Origin of the sequence: Litorihabitans aurantiacus, from assembly GCF_030161595.1 — a bacterium.
GTDB lineage: Bacteria > Actinomycetota > Actinomycetes > Actinomycetales > Beutenbergiaceae > Litorihabitans > Litorihabitans aurantiacus.
The window spans coordinates 1857503-1870930 of sequence record NZ_BSUM01000001.1 but is presented as its reverse complement, the minus strand read 5'-3'; the positions used below and the strand labels follow the sequence as shown (position 1 = coordinate 1870930).

The following is a 13428-nucleotide window of genomic DNA, read 5'->3' as shown; positions in this document are numbered from 1 at the left end:
TCACGCGTTCGTAACACCGACCTCCCGGCCAGGTAACTCCGTTTCGGCAACCTCGTCACCGTGAACGCGACCACGGGGTCGTGACGACGACGAGAGGTAGCTGCAATGGAGTTGGACAGCGGACTCACCGCGTGGATGCTGACATCGGCGTCCCTGGTGCTCCTGATGACTCCCGGGCTCGCGCTGTTCTACGGCGGCATGACCCGGTCGAAGTCCGTGCTGAACATGATGATGATGTCGTTCGGCGCCATGGGCGTGGTCGGCGTCGTCTACGTGCTGTGGGGCTGGTCGATGTCCTACGGCGAGAGCGTCGGCGGGTTCTTCGGCAACCCGTTCGCCGAGTTCGGTCTCAGCGGCGGCAACATCTTCGCCGAGGACGGCTCCGCCGTGATCGTCGACGGTCTGCCCACGATCGTCGACGTCGGCTTCCAGGCCACGTTCGCGATCATCACCGTGGCTCTCATCTCCGGTGCGATCGCCGACCGCGTCCGGTTCGCCCCGTGGCTGGTCTTCACCGCCATCTGGGTGACGCTCTCCTACTTCCCGATGGCGCACATGGTCTGGAGCGGCGGTCTGCTGAGCGACGAGGGCCCGTTCGCCTCGATCGCCTCGCCGATCGACTTCGCCGGCGGCACGGTGGTCCACATCAACGCCGGTGTCGCGGCGCTGGTGCTCGCGCTGATCATCGGCAAGCGCAAGGGCTTCGGCCGTGAGCCGATGCGCCCGCACAACCTCACGCTGGTCATGCTCGGTGCCGGTCTGCTGTGGTTCGGCTGGTTCGGCTTCAACGGTGGGTCCGCCTACGGCGCCGACGGCGCTGCCGGTCTCGCCTGGGTCAACACCACCACGGCCACCGCGGCCGCCATCCTCGGCTGGCTCGTCATCGAGAAGATCCGCGACGGTCACCCGACCTCGCTCGGTGCCGCGTCCGGCGTCGTGGCCGGCCTCGTCGCCGTCACGCCGGCCGCCGGCGACATCTCCCCGGTCGGGGCGATCCCGCTCGGCCTGATCGCGGGCGCCCTGTCGGCCCTCGCCGTCGGCCTGAAGTACAAGCTCGGCTACGACGACTCGCTCGACGTCGTCGGCGTCCACCTCGTCGCCGGCCTCTGGGGCACCCTCGCCCTCGGCTTCCTCGCCACCGGCGAGCGTGGTCTGTTCTACGGTGGCGGTGTGGGTCAGCTCGCGGTCCAGGCGATCATCGCCCTCGTGGCGATCGTGATCTCCGGTGTCGTGACCCTCGTCATCGGCCTCGCCATCAAGGCCACCATGGGGTGGCGCGTCGCCGAGGAGACCGAGGTCGCAGGGATCGACCTCGGTGAGCACAGCGAGTCGGCCTACGACATCGCGCCCGCCCGCATCGCATCGGAGGTCAAGTGATGAAGCTCGTCACCGCAGTCATCCAGCCGCACCGGCTCGACGACGTCAAGGCAGCGCTCGAGGCCGCGGGCATCCGTGGCATGACGGTGAGCGAGGCGAGCGGCTACGGCCGCCAGCGCGGGCACACCGAGGTCTACCGCGGCGCCGAGTACACGGTCGACCTGGTCCCGAAGGTCCGCGTCGAGGTCCTGGTCGAGTCGGAGGCCGGCACCGCCGTCGCCGACGTGATCGTGCAGGCCGCGCAGACCGGCAAGATCGGCGACGGCAAGGTCTGGGTCGTGCCGGTCGAGGACGTCGTCCGGGTCCGCACGGGTGAGCGCGGAGCAGGAGCGCTGTAGCCCGCGATGATCGACGACTCCACACCCGTGGAGCACGAGGAGGTCCCGCACCCCGGGGTGCGGGACCTCCGGCGTGTTCTGCTCACGCTCCCCGGGGGCCCGAGCGCGCAGCACCCGCCCGCGGCCGGCACCGGCACCGGTCCGGGGGAGCACGTCCTGCGCACCGGCGAGGCGTACCGGCGCCACGTCGCCGACGTCGTCGACGCCGCCCTGGCGCACGAGTGGACCGCCGCGACCGCCCGGCTGGGCATCGACGGGACCGGGGTAGCGCTCGCCGTCGTCGGCTCGCTCGCCCGACGCGACGCCGGACCCACGAGCGACCTCGACTGCCTGCTGGTGCACGACGGCCGCAGCCTGACGCAGGAGCAGGTCGAGGCGCTCGCCTCCGCGCTCTGGTACCCGATCTGGGACGCGGGCCTCGACCTCGACCACTCCGTGCGGACCCTGGCGCAGTGCCGGCAGATCGCGAGCAAGGACCTCGTGGCCGCCGTCGGGCTCCTGGAGCTGCGCCACGTCGCGGGTGACGAGAGCGTCGTGCTGCGGGCGCGGACCGCGGTCCTCGAGGACTGGCGCGGCGCCGCGCGCCGCCGGCTGCCCGAGCTCCTGACGTCGGCGCGCACCCGCGCCGAGCGCAGCGGTGAGCTGGCCTACCTCGTCGAGGGCGACCTCAAGGAGGCGCGCGGCGGGATCCGGGACGCCGTCATCGTCGGGGCGCTGGCCTCGACGTGGCTGACGGACAAGCCGCACGGGGAGTTCGACCGCGCCCGGGACCACCTGCTGACGGTGCGCGACGCCGTCGCGCTGGAGACCGGCCGGCACACGAGCCGCCTCCTGCAGGCGGACTCCGACGCCGTCGCCGCGCGCCTGGGCTACCCCGACCGCGACGAGCTGCTCGCCTCGATCGCGCAGGCCGCCCGGACCGTCTCCTACGGCTTCGACGTCACGGTCCGCCGCGCGCGTCAGGCGCTGCGCCGACCCGCGCCCACGTGGCGGCCGATCGTGGTGCGGGGGCGACGGATGGCGCCGCGGCTGCGCGCCGTCGCGCAGGACCTCGTGGAGCACGACGGCGAGCTCGTGCTCGCGGCGACGGCGCGGCCCGCCGACGACCCGCTGCTCGCGGTGCGCGCCGCGGCGACGGCCGCACGCACGGGCCTGCCCATCTCGCCGGTGAGCGTGCACTCCCTCACCCGGGCCGCGCCGCTCCCGACGCCGTGGCCGCGTGCCGCGCGCGAGGACCTGCTCACGCTGCTCGGCAGCGGGCACGCGCAGGTCGACGTGTGGGAGGCGCTCGACCTCGCGGGCATCGTCACGCGCTGGTTCCCGCAGTGGTCGGCGGTGCGCAACCGTCCGCAGCGCAACCCGATCCACACCTTCACCGTCGACCGCCACCTGATCGAGTGCGCCGCCTGGGCGGCCGAGCTGTCGGCCGACGTTCCCCGCCGCGACGTGCTCCTGCTGACCGCGCTGTTCCACGACATCGGCAAGGTCGCGGGCGCGCACGACCACTCGGTGACGGGGGCGGAGATCGTCCCGGGGCTGCTGGACGTCGTGGGGGTCGGTGGCCGGGACGCGGCCGACGTCGTCACGCTCGTGCGCCACCACCTGCTGCTCGTGGAGCTCGCGACGCGGCGCGACGTCGAGGATCCCGCCACGGCTCGCGAGCTGCTCGACGCCCTCGGCCACGACGCGTCGCTGCTCGAGCTGCTGCGCGTCCTCACGGAGGCCGACGCCCGTGCGGCGGGCCCGAAGGCCTGGACGCCGTGGCGCGCCTCGCTCGTGGACGCGCTGACCGCCCGGGCGCGCGACGCGCTCGCGATATCCTGACCTCTCCCGAGTTCCAGCGAGGTTGAAGCCGTGTTCGCCACCCTGTCCGACCGCATCAACGCGGCCGTCTCGTCCCTGCGCGGGCGCGGCCGGCTGTCCGACGCCGACATCGCGGCCTCGATCGCCGAGATCCGCCGTGCGCTGCTCGATGCCGACGTGGCGCTGCCGGTCGTGCGCGACTTCACGGCGACGGTGCGCGAGCGCGCCGAGGCCGCCGAGGTCTCCAGGGCGCTGAACCCGGCGCAGCAGATCGTCAAGATCGTGCACGAGGAGCTCACCCGGATCCTCGGGGGTGCCACCCGCGAGATCTCCTTCGCCAAGCGGCCGCCGACGGTCATCATGCTCGCCGGCCTCCAGGGTGCCGGTAAGACGACCCTCGCGGGCAAGCTCGGCAAGTGGCTCAGGGACGCCGGGCACACGCCGCTCCTCGTGGCCTCCGACCTGCAGCGCCCCAATGCCGTGCAGCAGCTCGAGATCGTGGGGCGCGGCGCCGGTGTGGCGGTGTGGTCGCCCGAGCCGGGCAACGGCGTCGGCGACCCCGTCGAGGTGGCGCGCACGGGTGTGGCGCACGCGCGCGAGCAGTTCTACGACGTCGTCGTCGTCGACACCGCCGGCCGCCTCGGCATCGACGCCGAGCTGATGCAGCAGGCCGCGGACATCCGCGACGCGGTGCGCCCCGACGAGACGTTCTTCGTCATCGACGCGATGATCGGTCAGGACGCGGTCACGACGGCGAACGCGTTCGCGCAGGGTGTCGGGTTCACCGGTGTCGTGCTCTCCAAGCTCGACGGCGACGCGCGCGGTGGCGCCGCGCTGTCGGTCTCCTCGGTCACCGGCAAGCCCGTGATGTTCGCCTCGACCGGTGAGAAGGTCGGCGACTTCGAGCGCTTCCACGCCGACCGGATGGCCTCGCGCATCCTCGACATGGGCGACATGATGACGCTCATCGAGCAGGCCGAGCGGGCCTTCGACGAGGACCAGGCCGCCGAGCTGGCCAACAAGATCGCGGGCGACGGCGACTTCACGCTGGACGACTTCCTGCAGCAGATGCAGCAGATGAAGCAGCTCGGCTCGATGAAGAAGATGCTGGGGATGCTGCCCGGCATGGGGCAGATCCGCGAGCAGCTGGAGAACTTCGACGAGCGCGAGGTCGACCGCGTCGAGGCGATCGTGCGCTCGATGACGCCGGGGAGCGCACCAACCCCAAGATCCTCAACGGTTCGCGCCGCTCCCGCATCGCGCGGGGCTCCGGGACGACCGTGACCGAGGTCAACGGTCTCCTCGACCGGTTCGACCAGGCCAAGACGATGATGCGATCCATGGCGAAGGGTGGCGGCATGCCCGGGATGCCGGGCATGGGTGGCGGCCCGGGCGGCTTCGGCATGGGGTCGCTGCCCGGCGGTGGCAAGAAGTCCAAGGGCCGCATGGCCGCGCCGGTGCAGCGCGGGAAGAAGTCGAAGAGCGGGAACCCGGCCAAGCGCGCCGCGGCGGCGCGGGCGGCGGAGGAGAAGTCGGCGGCGGCGCCGTCGGGCTCGGCGTTCGGGCTCGGTGCGCCGCAGGAGAACCCCGGCAAGCTCGAGATCCCCGAGGGTCTCGGCAAGCTCTTCGGCCGCTGACGCCGCCGCCGACCCAGCCGGGCCTGTCCGGTGCGGCAGCACGGCGCCGCGTCTGGCAGAATGTCCGGTTGAACCCGGCCGTCGCGGCCCTCTCTCCGCGGTGGGTCGTGTCCCGAGCTTCGAGTCGGTGGGTGCCCCACGCCCGCAGGAGTCGCACTCATCCCAACCTCATCAGGAGTACCACCACCGTGGCAGTCAAGATTCGCCTCAAGCGCCTGGGCAAGATCCGCGCCCCCTACTACCGCGTCGTCGTCGCCGACTCCCGCACCCGTCGGGACGGTCGTGTGATCGAGGAGATCGGCAAGTACCACCCCACCGAGGAGCCGTCGCTCATCGACATCTCCTCCGAGCGTGCGCAGTACTGGCTCGGTGTCGGCGCGCAGCCGACCGAGCAGGTCCTCGCGCTGCTGAAGGTCACCGGTGACTGGCAGAAGGCCAAGGGCCTGCCGGGCGCCGAGGGGACCCTGCGCACCAAGGCCGGCGCCGGTGAGAGCACCGCCGCCGCCGACGCGATCGCCGCCGCGGACGCCGACGCCGAGCTCCGCAAGGCCAAGGCCTCGGAGAAGAAGGCCGCCGCCGACGCCGCTGCTGCGAAGGCCGACGCCGACGCTCCGGCCGAGTCTGACGAGGCCTGAGACCCGTGCTGGCCGACGCGCTGGAGCACCTCGTCCGCGGCATCGTGGACAACCCGGACGACGTCCGGGTCACCGCGCGCCCCGCGCGACGCGGTGAGCTCCTCGAGCTGCGCGTCAACCCCGCCGACCTCGGCCGGGTCATCGGACGCGCCGGTCGCACGGCGCGCGCGCTGCGCACCGTGGTCGGGTCGCTGACCACCACGCCGGTGCGCATCGACGTCGTCGACGTCGACCGCCGCTGACCCTCACCACGACGGCCGTCGTCGTGACGAACCGCCTGCCCCGCCCGGGGCGGGCGGTTCGTTCGTTCCGGCCGCCTCAGCCCCCTCGCCCCACCACAGCCCCCACCGCACCCCCACCGCCCGCGGCACGAGAGGACCACCGTTGAGCAGCGTCATCCCGCAGGGGCACGTCATCCTCGGACGCATCGGCGCCGCGCACGGTCTGCGCGGCGAGGTGCGGATCGAGGTGCGCACCGACGACCCGTCCCGGCTCGCGGCCGGGGCCGTCGTCGTGACCGACGACCCGCTGGTCGGCGAGCTCACGGTGGTGCGCCTGCGCGAGGCGTCGGGGCGCGCCACGATCGCGTTCGAGCAGGTCACCGACCGGACCGACGCCGAGGCCATGCGGGGCCTGCTGATCCTCGGGCAGGAGCAGCAGGAGGAGGACGCCTGGTACCCGCAGGACCTCGCGGGGCTGGCCGCGCGGGGCGAGGACGGGCGCGACCTCGGCACCGTGCTCGAGGTGCGCGCCATGCCGGCGCACGACGTCCTCGTGCTGCGGGAGCCCTCGGGCGCGCGGACCCTCGTGCCGTTCGTGCTGGCCGTGGTGCCGGTGGTCGACGTCGCGGGCGGGTTCGTCGTCCTGGTGCCCCCGGGCGGGCTGCTCGCGGACGAGCCGCTCGAGGACGAGGACGACGAGGCCGACGCGGCCGACGCCATCTCCCACCACGACGAGGAGCGAGACGCGTGAGCGTGCCCCGTCTCGACGTCGTCACGATCTTCCCCGACTACCTCGCGCCGCTGGACCTCTCGCTCCTGGGGAAGGCGCGCACGGGCGGTCTGGTCGACCTGCGGGTCCACGACCTGCGGGCGCAGACCACGGACCGCCACCGCACCGTCGACGACGCCCCGTTCGGGGGCGGCGCGGGCATGGTGATGCGACCGGACGTGTGGGAGCGCGCGATCGCCGCGACCGCCGTCGACGGCGACGCCTCACCCGACGAGCGCGAGCTCGTCGTCCTCGTCCCGACGCCGTCGGGTCGCCCCCTGACGCAGGCGTTCGCGCAGGAGCTCGCCGACGAGCTGGCGGCCCCCGACGTCCGCGCCGTGATCGCGTGCGGCCGCTACGAAGGCATCGACGCCCGACTCGTCCCCGCGCTGCGCGAACGCGCCGACGTCCGCCGCGTCGTGGAGTTCTCCCTCGGCGACTTCGTGCTCAACGGGGGAGAGGTGGCTGCCCTGGCCCTGCTCGAGGCGGTCGTGCGGCTGCTGCCGGGGGTTCTCGGCAACCCCGACTCGGTCGTCGAGGAGTCCTTCACGCACGAGGCCGTGCTGGAGTACCCCGTCTACACCCGGCCCGCGGACTGGGACGGGCACGAGGTCCCGCCGGTGCTGCTCTCGGGCGACCACGCCCGCGTGGCGCGCTGGCGGCGCGAGCAGTCGCTGCGGCGCACGGTCGAGCGGCGCCCCGAGCTGGTGGCCCGGCTCGACGGGCTCGACGAGCTCGACGTGGTGACCCTGGCCGAGGCGGGCGTCGTCCGCGGCAGGCACGGCCGGCTGATCGGTCCGGTGACGATCCGCTCGGCGCACGAGGGCGACGCCGCGCTCCTGGCCGACCTCGCGGCCACGACCTTCGCGCTCGCGTGCCCCGCCGAGACCACCATGGGGGACATCCGCGCCCACGTCGCGGCCCACCTGTCGACCGAGGCGTTCGCCCGTCACCTGGCCGACGCCGACGTCACGATCGTCCTCGCGTGCGACGTGGGCGACGTCCCCCTCGGCTACGCGCTCGTGCGGACCGGTGCGAGCGCCGCGGCCGACGACGGCGCCCCCGCCGGGGCCGGCGACGCACCGGCCGAGCTGTCCAAGTGCTACGTGCTGCCCCGGGCCCAGGGTGCGGGTGTCGCGCGGGCGCTGGTGGCCGCCGTCGTCGAGCGGGCGAGCCGGGACGGCGCCGACCACCTCTGGCTCGGCGTCAACGGCCGCAACGCCGGGGCCGCGGCGTTCTACGCGCGCGCCGGCTTCGCCGTCGTGGGCGAGCGGACCTACCGCGTGGGTGAGGTCGACCACCGCGACCACGTGATGGTCCGGCCGCTGCCCGCGGGTGTGGCAGACTAGGGCGCCGAGTCGTGCGGTGGTCCTCCGGGCCCACCCCGTGCTCCCACTGCCGCAGGGGTGGGGGCGTCCGGGTCCGCGCGGCACGCACCTCCCACCACCTCGGTGCCACGAGCACCGTCGATCCAGCGTGTGACCTGCCGGCGCACGATGAGGAGTAGACATGCGCAAGCTCGACTCCGTCGACGCAGCCTCGCTGCGCGACGACATCCCCGCGTTCCGCGCCGGTGACACCCTCAAGGTGCACGTCAAGGTCGTCGAGGGCAACCGCTCCCGCGTCCAGGTCTTCCAGGGCGTCGTCATCGCCCGCGCCCACGGTGGCGTCAGCGAGACCTTCACGATCCGCAAGGTGAGCTTCGGCGTCGGCGTCGAGCGCATCTTCCCGCTCCACACCCCGGCGATCGACCACATCGAGGTCGTCACGCGCGGTGACGTGCGCCGCGCCAAGCTGTACTACCTGCGCAAGCTGCGCGGCAAGGCGGCCAAGATCAAGGAGAAGCGCTGATCACCAGCCGCTGAACCGAGCCGGCCTCGCGTAGGCTCGCAGCAGCAGGCGATCGTGCACCGATCGTCGACGAGCCCGGCCGTCCGCGGAAGGATCACCCATGACCGACCCGGACGAGCCGGGCTCCGTCGTCCCCCGGCGGGACCAGGAGGTGGAGTCGACGGCGGCTCCCGAGACGACCTCGGCCGCGAAGGCGGGCGCGTCGGAGCGACCGCGCCGGGGTCGCGGTGTCTCGGCGCTGCGCGAGGCCGTCATCGTCCTCGGCTCGGCGCTCGTGCTGTCGCTGCTCATCAAGACCTTCCTCGCCCAGGCGTTCTACATCCCGTCGGAGTCGATGGAGTCGACGCTCGACGTCGGCGACCGCGTCCTCGTGTCGCGCCTGGCGCCCGGCCCGTTCGACGTGAACCGGGGCGACATCGTCGTGTTCGTGGACCCGGGTGGCTGGCTCCCGCCGGAGCCCCCGACTCCAACCGTGCGCGCGCCCTGCTGACCGACGTCGGCGAGTTCGTCGGTCTCCTGCCCGCGAACACGGGGTCGCACCTCATCAAGCGCGTCGTGGGTCTGCCCGGCGACACGGTCGAGTGCTGCGACGCCGAGGGCCGCATCAGCGTCAACGGGGTGCCGATCGACGAGCCCTACGTCATCGACGGCGCGGTCCCGAGCCTGCAGACGTTCTCGGTCACCGTGCCCGCCGACCGGCTCTTCGTGCTCGGCGACAACCGCCCCAACTCCTCCGACTCCCGGTTCCACCAGGGCGAGCCCGGCGGGGGGATGGTGCCGATGGACAACGTCGTCGGCGTCGCGAACTCGATCATCTGGCCGGCCGACCGCTGGAGCGTGCTGCGCAACCCCGGCGCCACCTTCGAGCAGGTCCCGGACCCCTCGTGACCGCGGGGCGGCCGCCGTCGCTCCGGCTGGAGCGCGAGCTCGGGCTCGACGCGGGGGCGCTGGTGGCCGGGATGGACGAGGTCGGCCGCGGTGCCCTCGCCGGACCCGTCAGCGTCGGCGTCTGCGTGGTCGGCCCGCTCACGCGGCGCCAGCCCGCGGGGCTGCGGGACTCCAAGCTGGTCGTGGCGACCGCCCGGGAGCGGCTGTGCGCCCCGATCCGGCGGTGGGCGACGGCGTGCGCCGTCGGGCACGCGAGCCCGGACGAGATCGACGCGGTGGGGATCATCGCGGCGCTGCGGCTCGCCGGGCGCCGTGCGCTCGCGCAGGTGACCCGCGAGGTCGGCCGCGCCCCCGCCGTCGTGCTCCTGGACGGCAACCACGACTGGCTCTCGACGCCGCGGGACCTGTTCGCGGCCGCCGATCTCGACGGCGACCTCGACGCCGATGTCGAGGAGGCGCCACCGGTCCACCTGCGCATCAAGGCCGACCTCACGTGCGCCTCGGTCGCCGCCGCGAGCGTGCTGGCGAAGGTGGAGCGGGACGCGTTGATGCGCGCGGCCCACGAGCGCGACGGCCGCTTCGACTGGGTCGCCAACAAGGGCTACGCCGCGGCCTCGCACCTCGCGGCGCTCACCCAGCACGGTCCGTCCGTCGAGCACCGCCGCTCCTGGCGGCTGCCCGGGGTGGGGGACGCCCGTGCCCGGGAGGGCATGATGGTCCCGTGAGCGCCGAGGACCTGGAGAACTACGAGACCGACATGGAGCTCGCGCTCTACCGCGAGTACCGCGACGTCGTCGGGCTGTTCGCCTACGTGGTGGAGACCGAGCGCCGGTTCTACCTGGCCAACAACGTCGACCTCCAGGTGCGCTCGGCGGGCGGCGAGGTCTTCTTCGAGCTGACGCTCAGCGACGCCTGGGTCTGGGACGTCTACCGCTCCGCCCGGTTCGTGAAGCAGGTGCGTGTCGTGACGTTCAAGGACGTCAACGTCGAGGAGCTGTCGAAGGCCGACCTGCAGATGCCCTGAGCCTCGCTCAGCCGACCCGTGGCGGTCGTTCGCCCGAGCCCCGCGCCACGAGGTCGACGCCGATGACCTCGGTCCGCACGGGCAGGTCGGGGTCGTCGAGCCGCGCCAGCACCAGGGCGCCGGCGGTCCGACCCATGGCGATCGGGTCCTGCACGATGACGGTCTGTCCGATCGCCCGTGCCCAGTCGACGTCGTCGAAACCGATCGTCGCGGGCGGCGGGCCCGCGTCGTAACCCGTGAGGGCCTCCACGAGACCGAGCAGGATGCGGTTGTTGCCGGCGATCACGGCGGTAGGGGCTTCCGGCGCCCGGAGCATCGCCGCGACGTGGGCGTGCGCGGCGCCGGCGTCGTGCAGGCCCAGCCTGGTCCAGGGGGCCACCGGTTCGAGCCCGGCCGTCGCGAGCTCGTCGGCCACCCCGGCGAGCCGGTCGAGCTGCGTGGGGAGCCACTCGTAGTCGCCGATGAACGCGATGCGCCGGTGGCCGTGGCGCAGGAGGTGGCGGGCGGCGAGGCGGCCACCCTCGACGTCGGCGAAGACGACGGAGTCGCTCGCCACACCGCGCGCACGGCGGTCGACGAAGGTGACGGGCGTACCGGCGGCGACGAGCCCGGCGTAGGGCTCGTGGTCGGGCATCGCGCTGGCGACGACGATCGCCTTGCTCTGGTGCTCGGCGAGGTGCCGCGCGAGCTCCCACTCCCGCTCGGGCTCCTCGCCGGAGCTCGCCACGGACAGGAGGAGGCCGTGCTCGCGCACCGCGTCCTCGATGCCCTGCGCGAGGGCGGAGTAGAACGGGTTCGCGAAGCTGCCCGTGATGAGGCCGACCGTCTCCGACACGCGCCCGCGGGCGAGGAGGCTCGCGGCGACGTTGCGGCGGTAGCCGAGCTCGCGCGCCGCCGTCAGCACCGCCTGCCGGGTGCCGTCGCGGACGTAGGGCTCACCGCCCAGCGCGCGCGAGGCGGTCTTCAGGCTGACGCCGGCGCGGTCGGCCACCTGGGCGAGCGTCGCCCGCGGCGGGAGGTCGAGTTGCTGCGGCACGGGGCGATTGTGCCCGAGACGGGCGGCGCGCGCGTCGCGCCGCGCCCGGCCGCGGGAGCCGTGGCAGGTCGGGGGTGGACGCCCGCGGAACCGTCGCCTAGGCTCTGTCCCATCATGACAGCGATGTCATACGCCGGTCACGTGGCGCCGATGCCACCGACCACCTCGCCCGCGGGTTGGCGTGCCCGCCGTCGTTGAAGGGGACGACATGACCATGAACCATCCATCCCGCGCGCGGCGACGTGCCGTGCGCGGCGCCGCCGGGCTCGGGGCGGCAGCGCTCCTCGGGTCGGGGCTCGTCGTCGCCCCGGGTGCGAGTGCCGCACCCGTGACCGCCTTCACCACCTCGTTCGAGCAGAGCGATCCGCCGGCCGCGGTCAGCACCGCCCTCGACCCGCCGGTCAACGTCACCGGCGTCCTGACGGAGCCCGGCAGCCTGACACCGCTGATCACCGCCGTGACGGCGCGGGGTCAGAACGCACCGAACGAGACGGCCGTCCGCGCCGCCGACGGCGACCGCAGCACCAAGTGGCTGGACTTCGCGACCGCCTCCTGGCTGCAGTACGAGCTGTCAGACGCCGAGGTCGTGACGAGCTACCAGCTCACGTCCGCGAACGACGCCCCCGGGCGCGACCCGCGCGACTTCACCCTGCAGGGGTCGAACGACGGCGGCGCCACCTGGACGACGCTCGACACGCGCACCGGCCAGGTCTGGCAGCAGGGGAGCCAGGCGAACCGCGGAGTCACGAAGACGTTCGAGGTGGCGGGGGCGGCGGCGTACTCCACCTATCGCCTCGACATCACCGCGAACAACGGTGAGAACCTGATCCAGCTCGCCGAGCTCCAGCTGATCGGTGACGCGACGGGTGAGGTCCCGCTGAGCCCGATCGTCACCGAGGTCGGCAACGGTCCGGTCTCCTCGCCGACGGCGAAGACCGGGGTCGGCTACAGCGGTCTGCGGGCGCTGCGGTACGGCGGTTCGCACGTCGCCGATGGTCCGGCCAGCGCGACGAACGCGCTGCTCGACGTCGAGATCCTGGTCGAGCCCGGCAACCAGCTCACCTACGACATCTTCCCGGTCCTCGGGGGCGACCTCGACTACCCCTCGACGTACGCCGCCGTCGACCTGGTCTTCGACGACGGGACCCGCCTGTCGACCTCGGGGGCGAGCGACCGCAACGGCTACGTGGCCTCGGCGCGCTCGCACGGGCAGGCCGACGTGCTCTTCCCGGACCAGTGGAACTCGATCCGGGTGGACCTGACGCCGTTCGCGGGTCGGACGATCGAGAAGATCGCCTTCGCCTACGACAACCCGGACGGTGCCGCCGGGACGGTCTTCTCCGGCTGGCTGGACGACATCACGGTCGAGCCGATCGACGTGATCGACGACACCGACGGGCTGGTCTCGTTCGTGGACACGCGCCGGGGCTCGCACTCCTCGGGCAGCTACTCGCGCGGGCTGACGTTCCCGGCGACGGCGTGGCCGAACGGGTTCAACTTCTTCACCCCGATGACCGACGCCGGCACGCACGGCACGCTCTACGAGTGGCACCGCAAGAACGGTGCCGACAACCTCCCGGAGCTCGAGGGCATCGGGATCTCGCACCAGCCGAGCATCTGGATGGGCGACCGCAACCAGCTCGCCGTCCTGCCCGCGCTGGGGACCAACCCCACCTCGACCCTGAACGACCGTGAGCTGTCGTTCCGGCACGAGAACGAGACGGCGCGTCCCGACATCTACTCGGTCGCGTTCGAGAACGGGATCACGACGGCGGTCACGCCCACCGACCACGGCGGCGTCTACCGCTTCACGTTCCCGGGGAGACCGGGTCGGTCCTGATCGACCAGG

General features: G+C 73.2%; 14 protein-coding genes and 2 pseudogenes. 15 read left to right on the top strand and 1 reads right to left on the bottom strand.

Translation table 11 applies throughout. From position 1 onward, the window contains the following. The first annotated feature begins 105 nt into the window (after positions 1-105). The 14 genes and pseudogenes from QQK22_RS08785 (at position 106) to QQK22_RS08720 (ending at position 10543) form a co-directional block, all read left to right on the top strand. Positions 106-1377, top strand: coding sequence for an ammonium transporter (locus tag QQK22_RS08785; protein ID WP_284250581.1), 1272 nt, complete (start codon positions 106-108; stop codon positions 1375-1377). Continuing rightward, positions 1377-1715, top strand: a complete 339-nt coding sequence (locus QQK22_RS08780; RefSeq protein WP_284250580.1) for a P-II family nitrogen regulator — start codon at positions 1377-1379, stop codon at positions 1713-1715. The genes QQK22_RS08785 and QQK22_RS08780 overlap by 1 nt, the downstream gene beginning before the upstream one ends. 6 nt (positions 1716-1721) lie before the next feature. Further along, positions 1722-3539 carry a [protein-PII] uridylyltransferase gene (locus QQK22_RS08775; protein WP_284250579.1) on the top strand — a complete coding sequence of 606 codons (1818 nt, stop codon included), beginning with the start codon at positions 1722-1724 and terminating at the stop codon, positions 3537-3539. A 30-nt stretch (positions 3540-3569) separates the two neighbouring features. Further along, positions 3570-5155 (top strand): annotated as a pseudogene (gene ffh / locus QQK22_RS08770) (signal recognition particle protein). A gap of 188 nt (positions 5156-5343) precedes the next feature. Then, on the top strand, positions 5344-5790 hold the full coding sequence (gene rpsP / locus QQK22_RS08765) for a 30S ribosomal protein S16 (protein WP_284250578.1): 447 nt from the start codon (positions 5344-5346) through the stop codon (positions 5788-5790). 5 nt (positions 5791-5795) lie between these two features. Beyond that, positions 5796-6032 (top strand): RNA-binding protein, encoded by a 237-nt coding sequence (locus QQK22_RS08760; RefSeq protein WP_284250577.1) that lies wholly within the window; start codon positions 5796-5798, stop codon positions 6030-6032. A gap of 142 nt (positions 6033-6174) precedes the next feature. Then, the gene (gene rimM / locus QQK22_RS08755; protein WP_284250576.1) at positions 6175-6762 is read left to right on the top strand and encodes a ribosome maturation factor RimM; all 588 of its coding nucleotides are present in this window, start codon (positions 6175-6177) and stop codon (positions 6760-6762) included. Between the two features lie 2 nt (positions 6763-6764). Then, a pseudogene (trmD, locus tag QQK22_RS19275) lies at positions 6765-7559 on the top strand (tRNA (guanosine(37)-N1)-methyltransferase TrmD); the annotation flags it as partial. 114 nt (positions 7560-7673) lie between these two features. Continuing rightward, positions 7674-8129 (top strand): GNAT family N-acetyltransferase, encoded by a 456-nt coding sequence (locus tag QQK22_RS19270; RefSeq protein WP_284252637.1) that lies wholly within the window; start codon positions 7674-7676, stop codon positions 8127-8129. Positions 8130-8289: 160 nt separating this feature from the next. Next, the gene (gene rplS, locus QQK22_RS08740) at positions 8290-8631 is read left to right on the top strand and encodes a 50S ribosomal protein L19 (RefSeq protein WP_284250575.1); all 342 of its coding nucleotides are present in this window, start codon (positions 8290-8292) and stop codon (positions 8629-8631) included. Positions 8632-8731: 100 nt separating this feature from the next. Further along, positions 8732-9121, top strand: coding sequence for a signal peptidase I (gene lepB / locus QQK22_RS08735; protein ID WP_284250574.1), 390 nt, complete (start codon positions 8732-8734; stop codon positions 9119-9121). Between the two features lie 65 nt (positions 9122-9186). After that, entirely contained in the window at positions 9187-9519 is a 333-nt protein-coding gene (gene lepB, locus QQK22_RS08730; RefSeq protein ID WP_284250573.1) for a signal peptidase I, read from the top strand. Next, positions 9516-10244, top strand: a complete 729-nt coding sequence (rnhB, locus tag QQK22_RS08725; RefSeq protein WP_284250572.1) for a ribonuclease HII — start codon at positions 9516-9518, stop codon at positions 10242-10244. Before lepB (QQK22_RS08730) ends, rnhB begins: the two co-directional genes overlap by 4 nt. Then, complete coding sequence (locus QQK22_RS08720) at positions 10241-10543, top strand: DUF2469 domain-containing protein (RefSeq protein WP_284250571.1); 303 nt, start codon at positions 10241-10243, stop codon at positions 10541-10543. Before rnhB ends, QQK22_RS08720 begins: the two co-directional genes overlap by 4 nt. A gap of 7 nt (positions 10544-10550) precedes the next feature. On the opposite strand, the gene QQK22_RS08715 is transcribed toward QQK22_RS08720, so the two are convergent. Continuing rightward, positions 10551-11579, bottom strand: coding sequence for a LacI family DNA-binding transcriptional regulator (locus QQK22_RS08715; protein ID WP_284250570.1), 1029 nt, complete (start codon positions 11577-11579; stop codon positions 10551-10553). A gap of 208 nt (positions 11580-11787) precedes the next feature. On the opposite strand from QQK22_RS08715, the gene QQK22_RS08710 reads away from it, so the two are divergent. Beyond that, entirely contained in the window at positions 11788-13419 is a 1632-nt protein-coding gene (locus QQK22_RS08710) for a discoidin domain-containing protein (RefSeq protein ID WP_284250569.1), read from the top strand. Positions 13420-13428 lie beyond the last annotated feature (9 nt).

Bases quoted from the DNA above. Each gene is read 5' to 3' on its own strand.
- QQK22_RS08710 (WP_284250569.1), top strand. From the start codon at position 11,788: ATGACCATGAACCATCCATCCCGCGCGCGGCGACGTGCCGTGCGCGGC.
- QQK22_RS19270 (WP_284252637.1), top strand. From the start codon at position 7,674: ATGGGGGACATCCGCGCCCACGTCGCGGCCCACCTGTCGACCGAGGCG.
- rplS (WP_284250575.1), top strand. From the start codon at position 8,290: ATGCGCAAGCTCGACTCCGTCGACGCAGCCTCGCTGCGCGACGACATC.
- QQK22_RS08780 (WP_284250580.1), top strand. From the start codon at position 1,377: ATGAAGCTCGTCACCGCAGTCATCCAGCCGCACCGGCTCGACGACGTC.
- QQK22_RS08785 (WP_284250581.1), top strand. From the start codon at position 106: ATGGAGTTGGACAGCGGACTCACCGCGTGGATGCTGACATCGGCGTCC.
- QQK22_RS08775 (WP_284250579.1), top strand. From the start codon at position 1,722: ATGATCGACGACTCCACACCCGTGGAGCACGAGGAGGTCCCGCACCCC.
- lepB (WP_284250574.1), top strand. From the start codon at position 8,732: ATGACCGACCCGGACGAGCCGGGCTCCGTCGTCCCCCGGCGGGACCAG.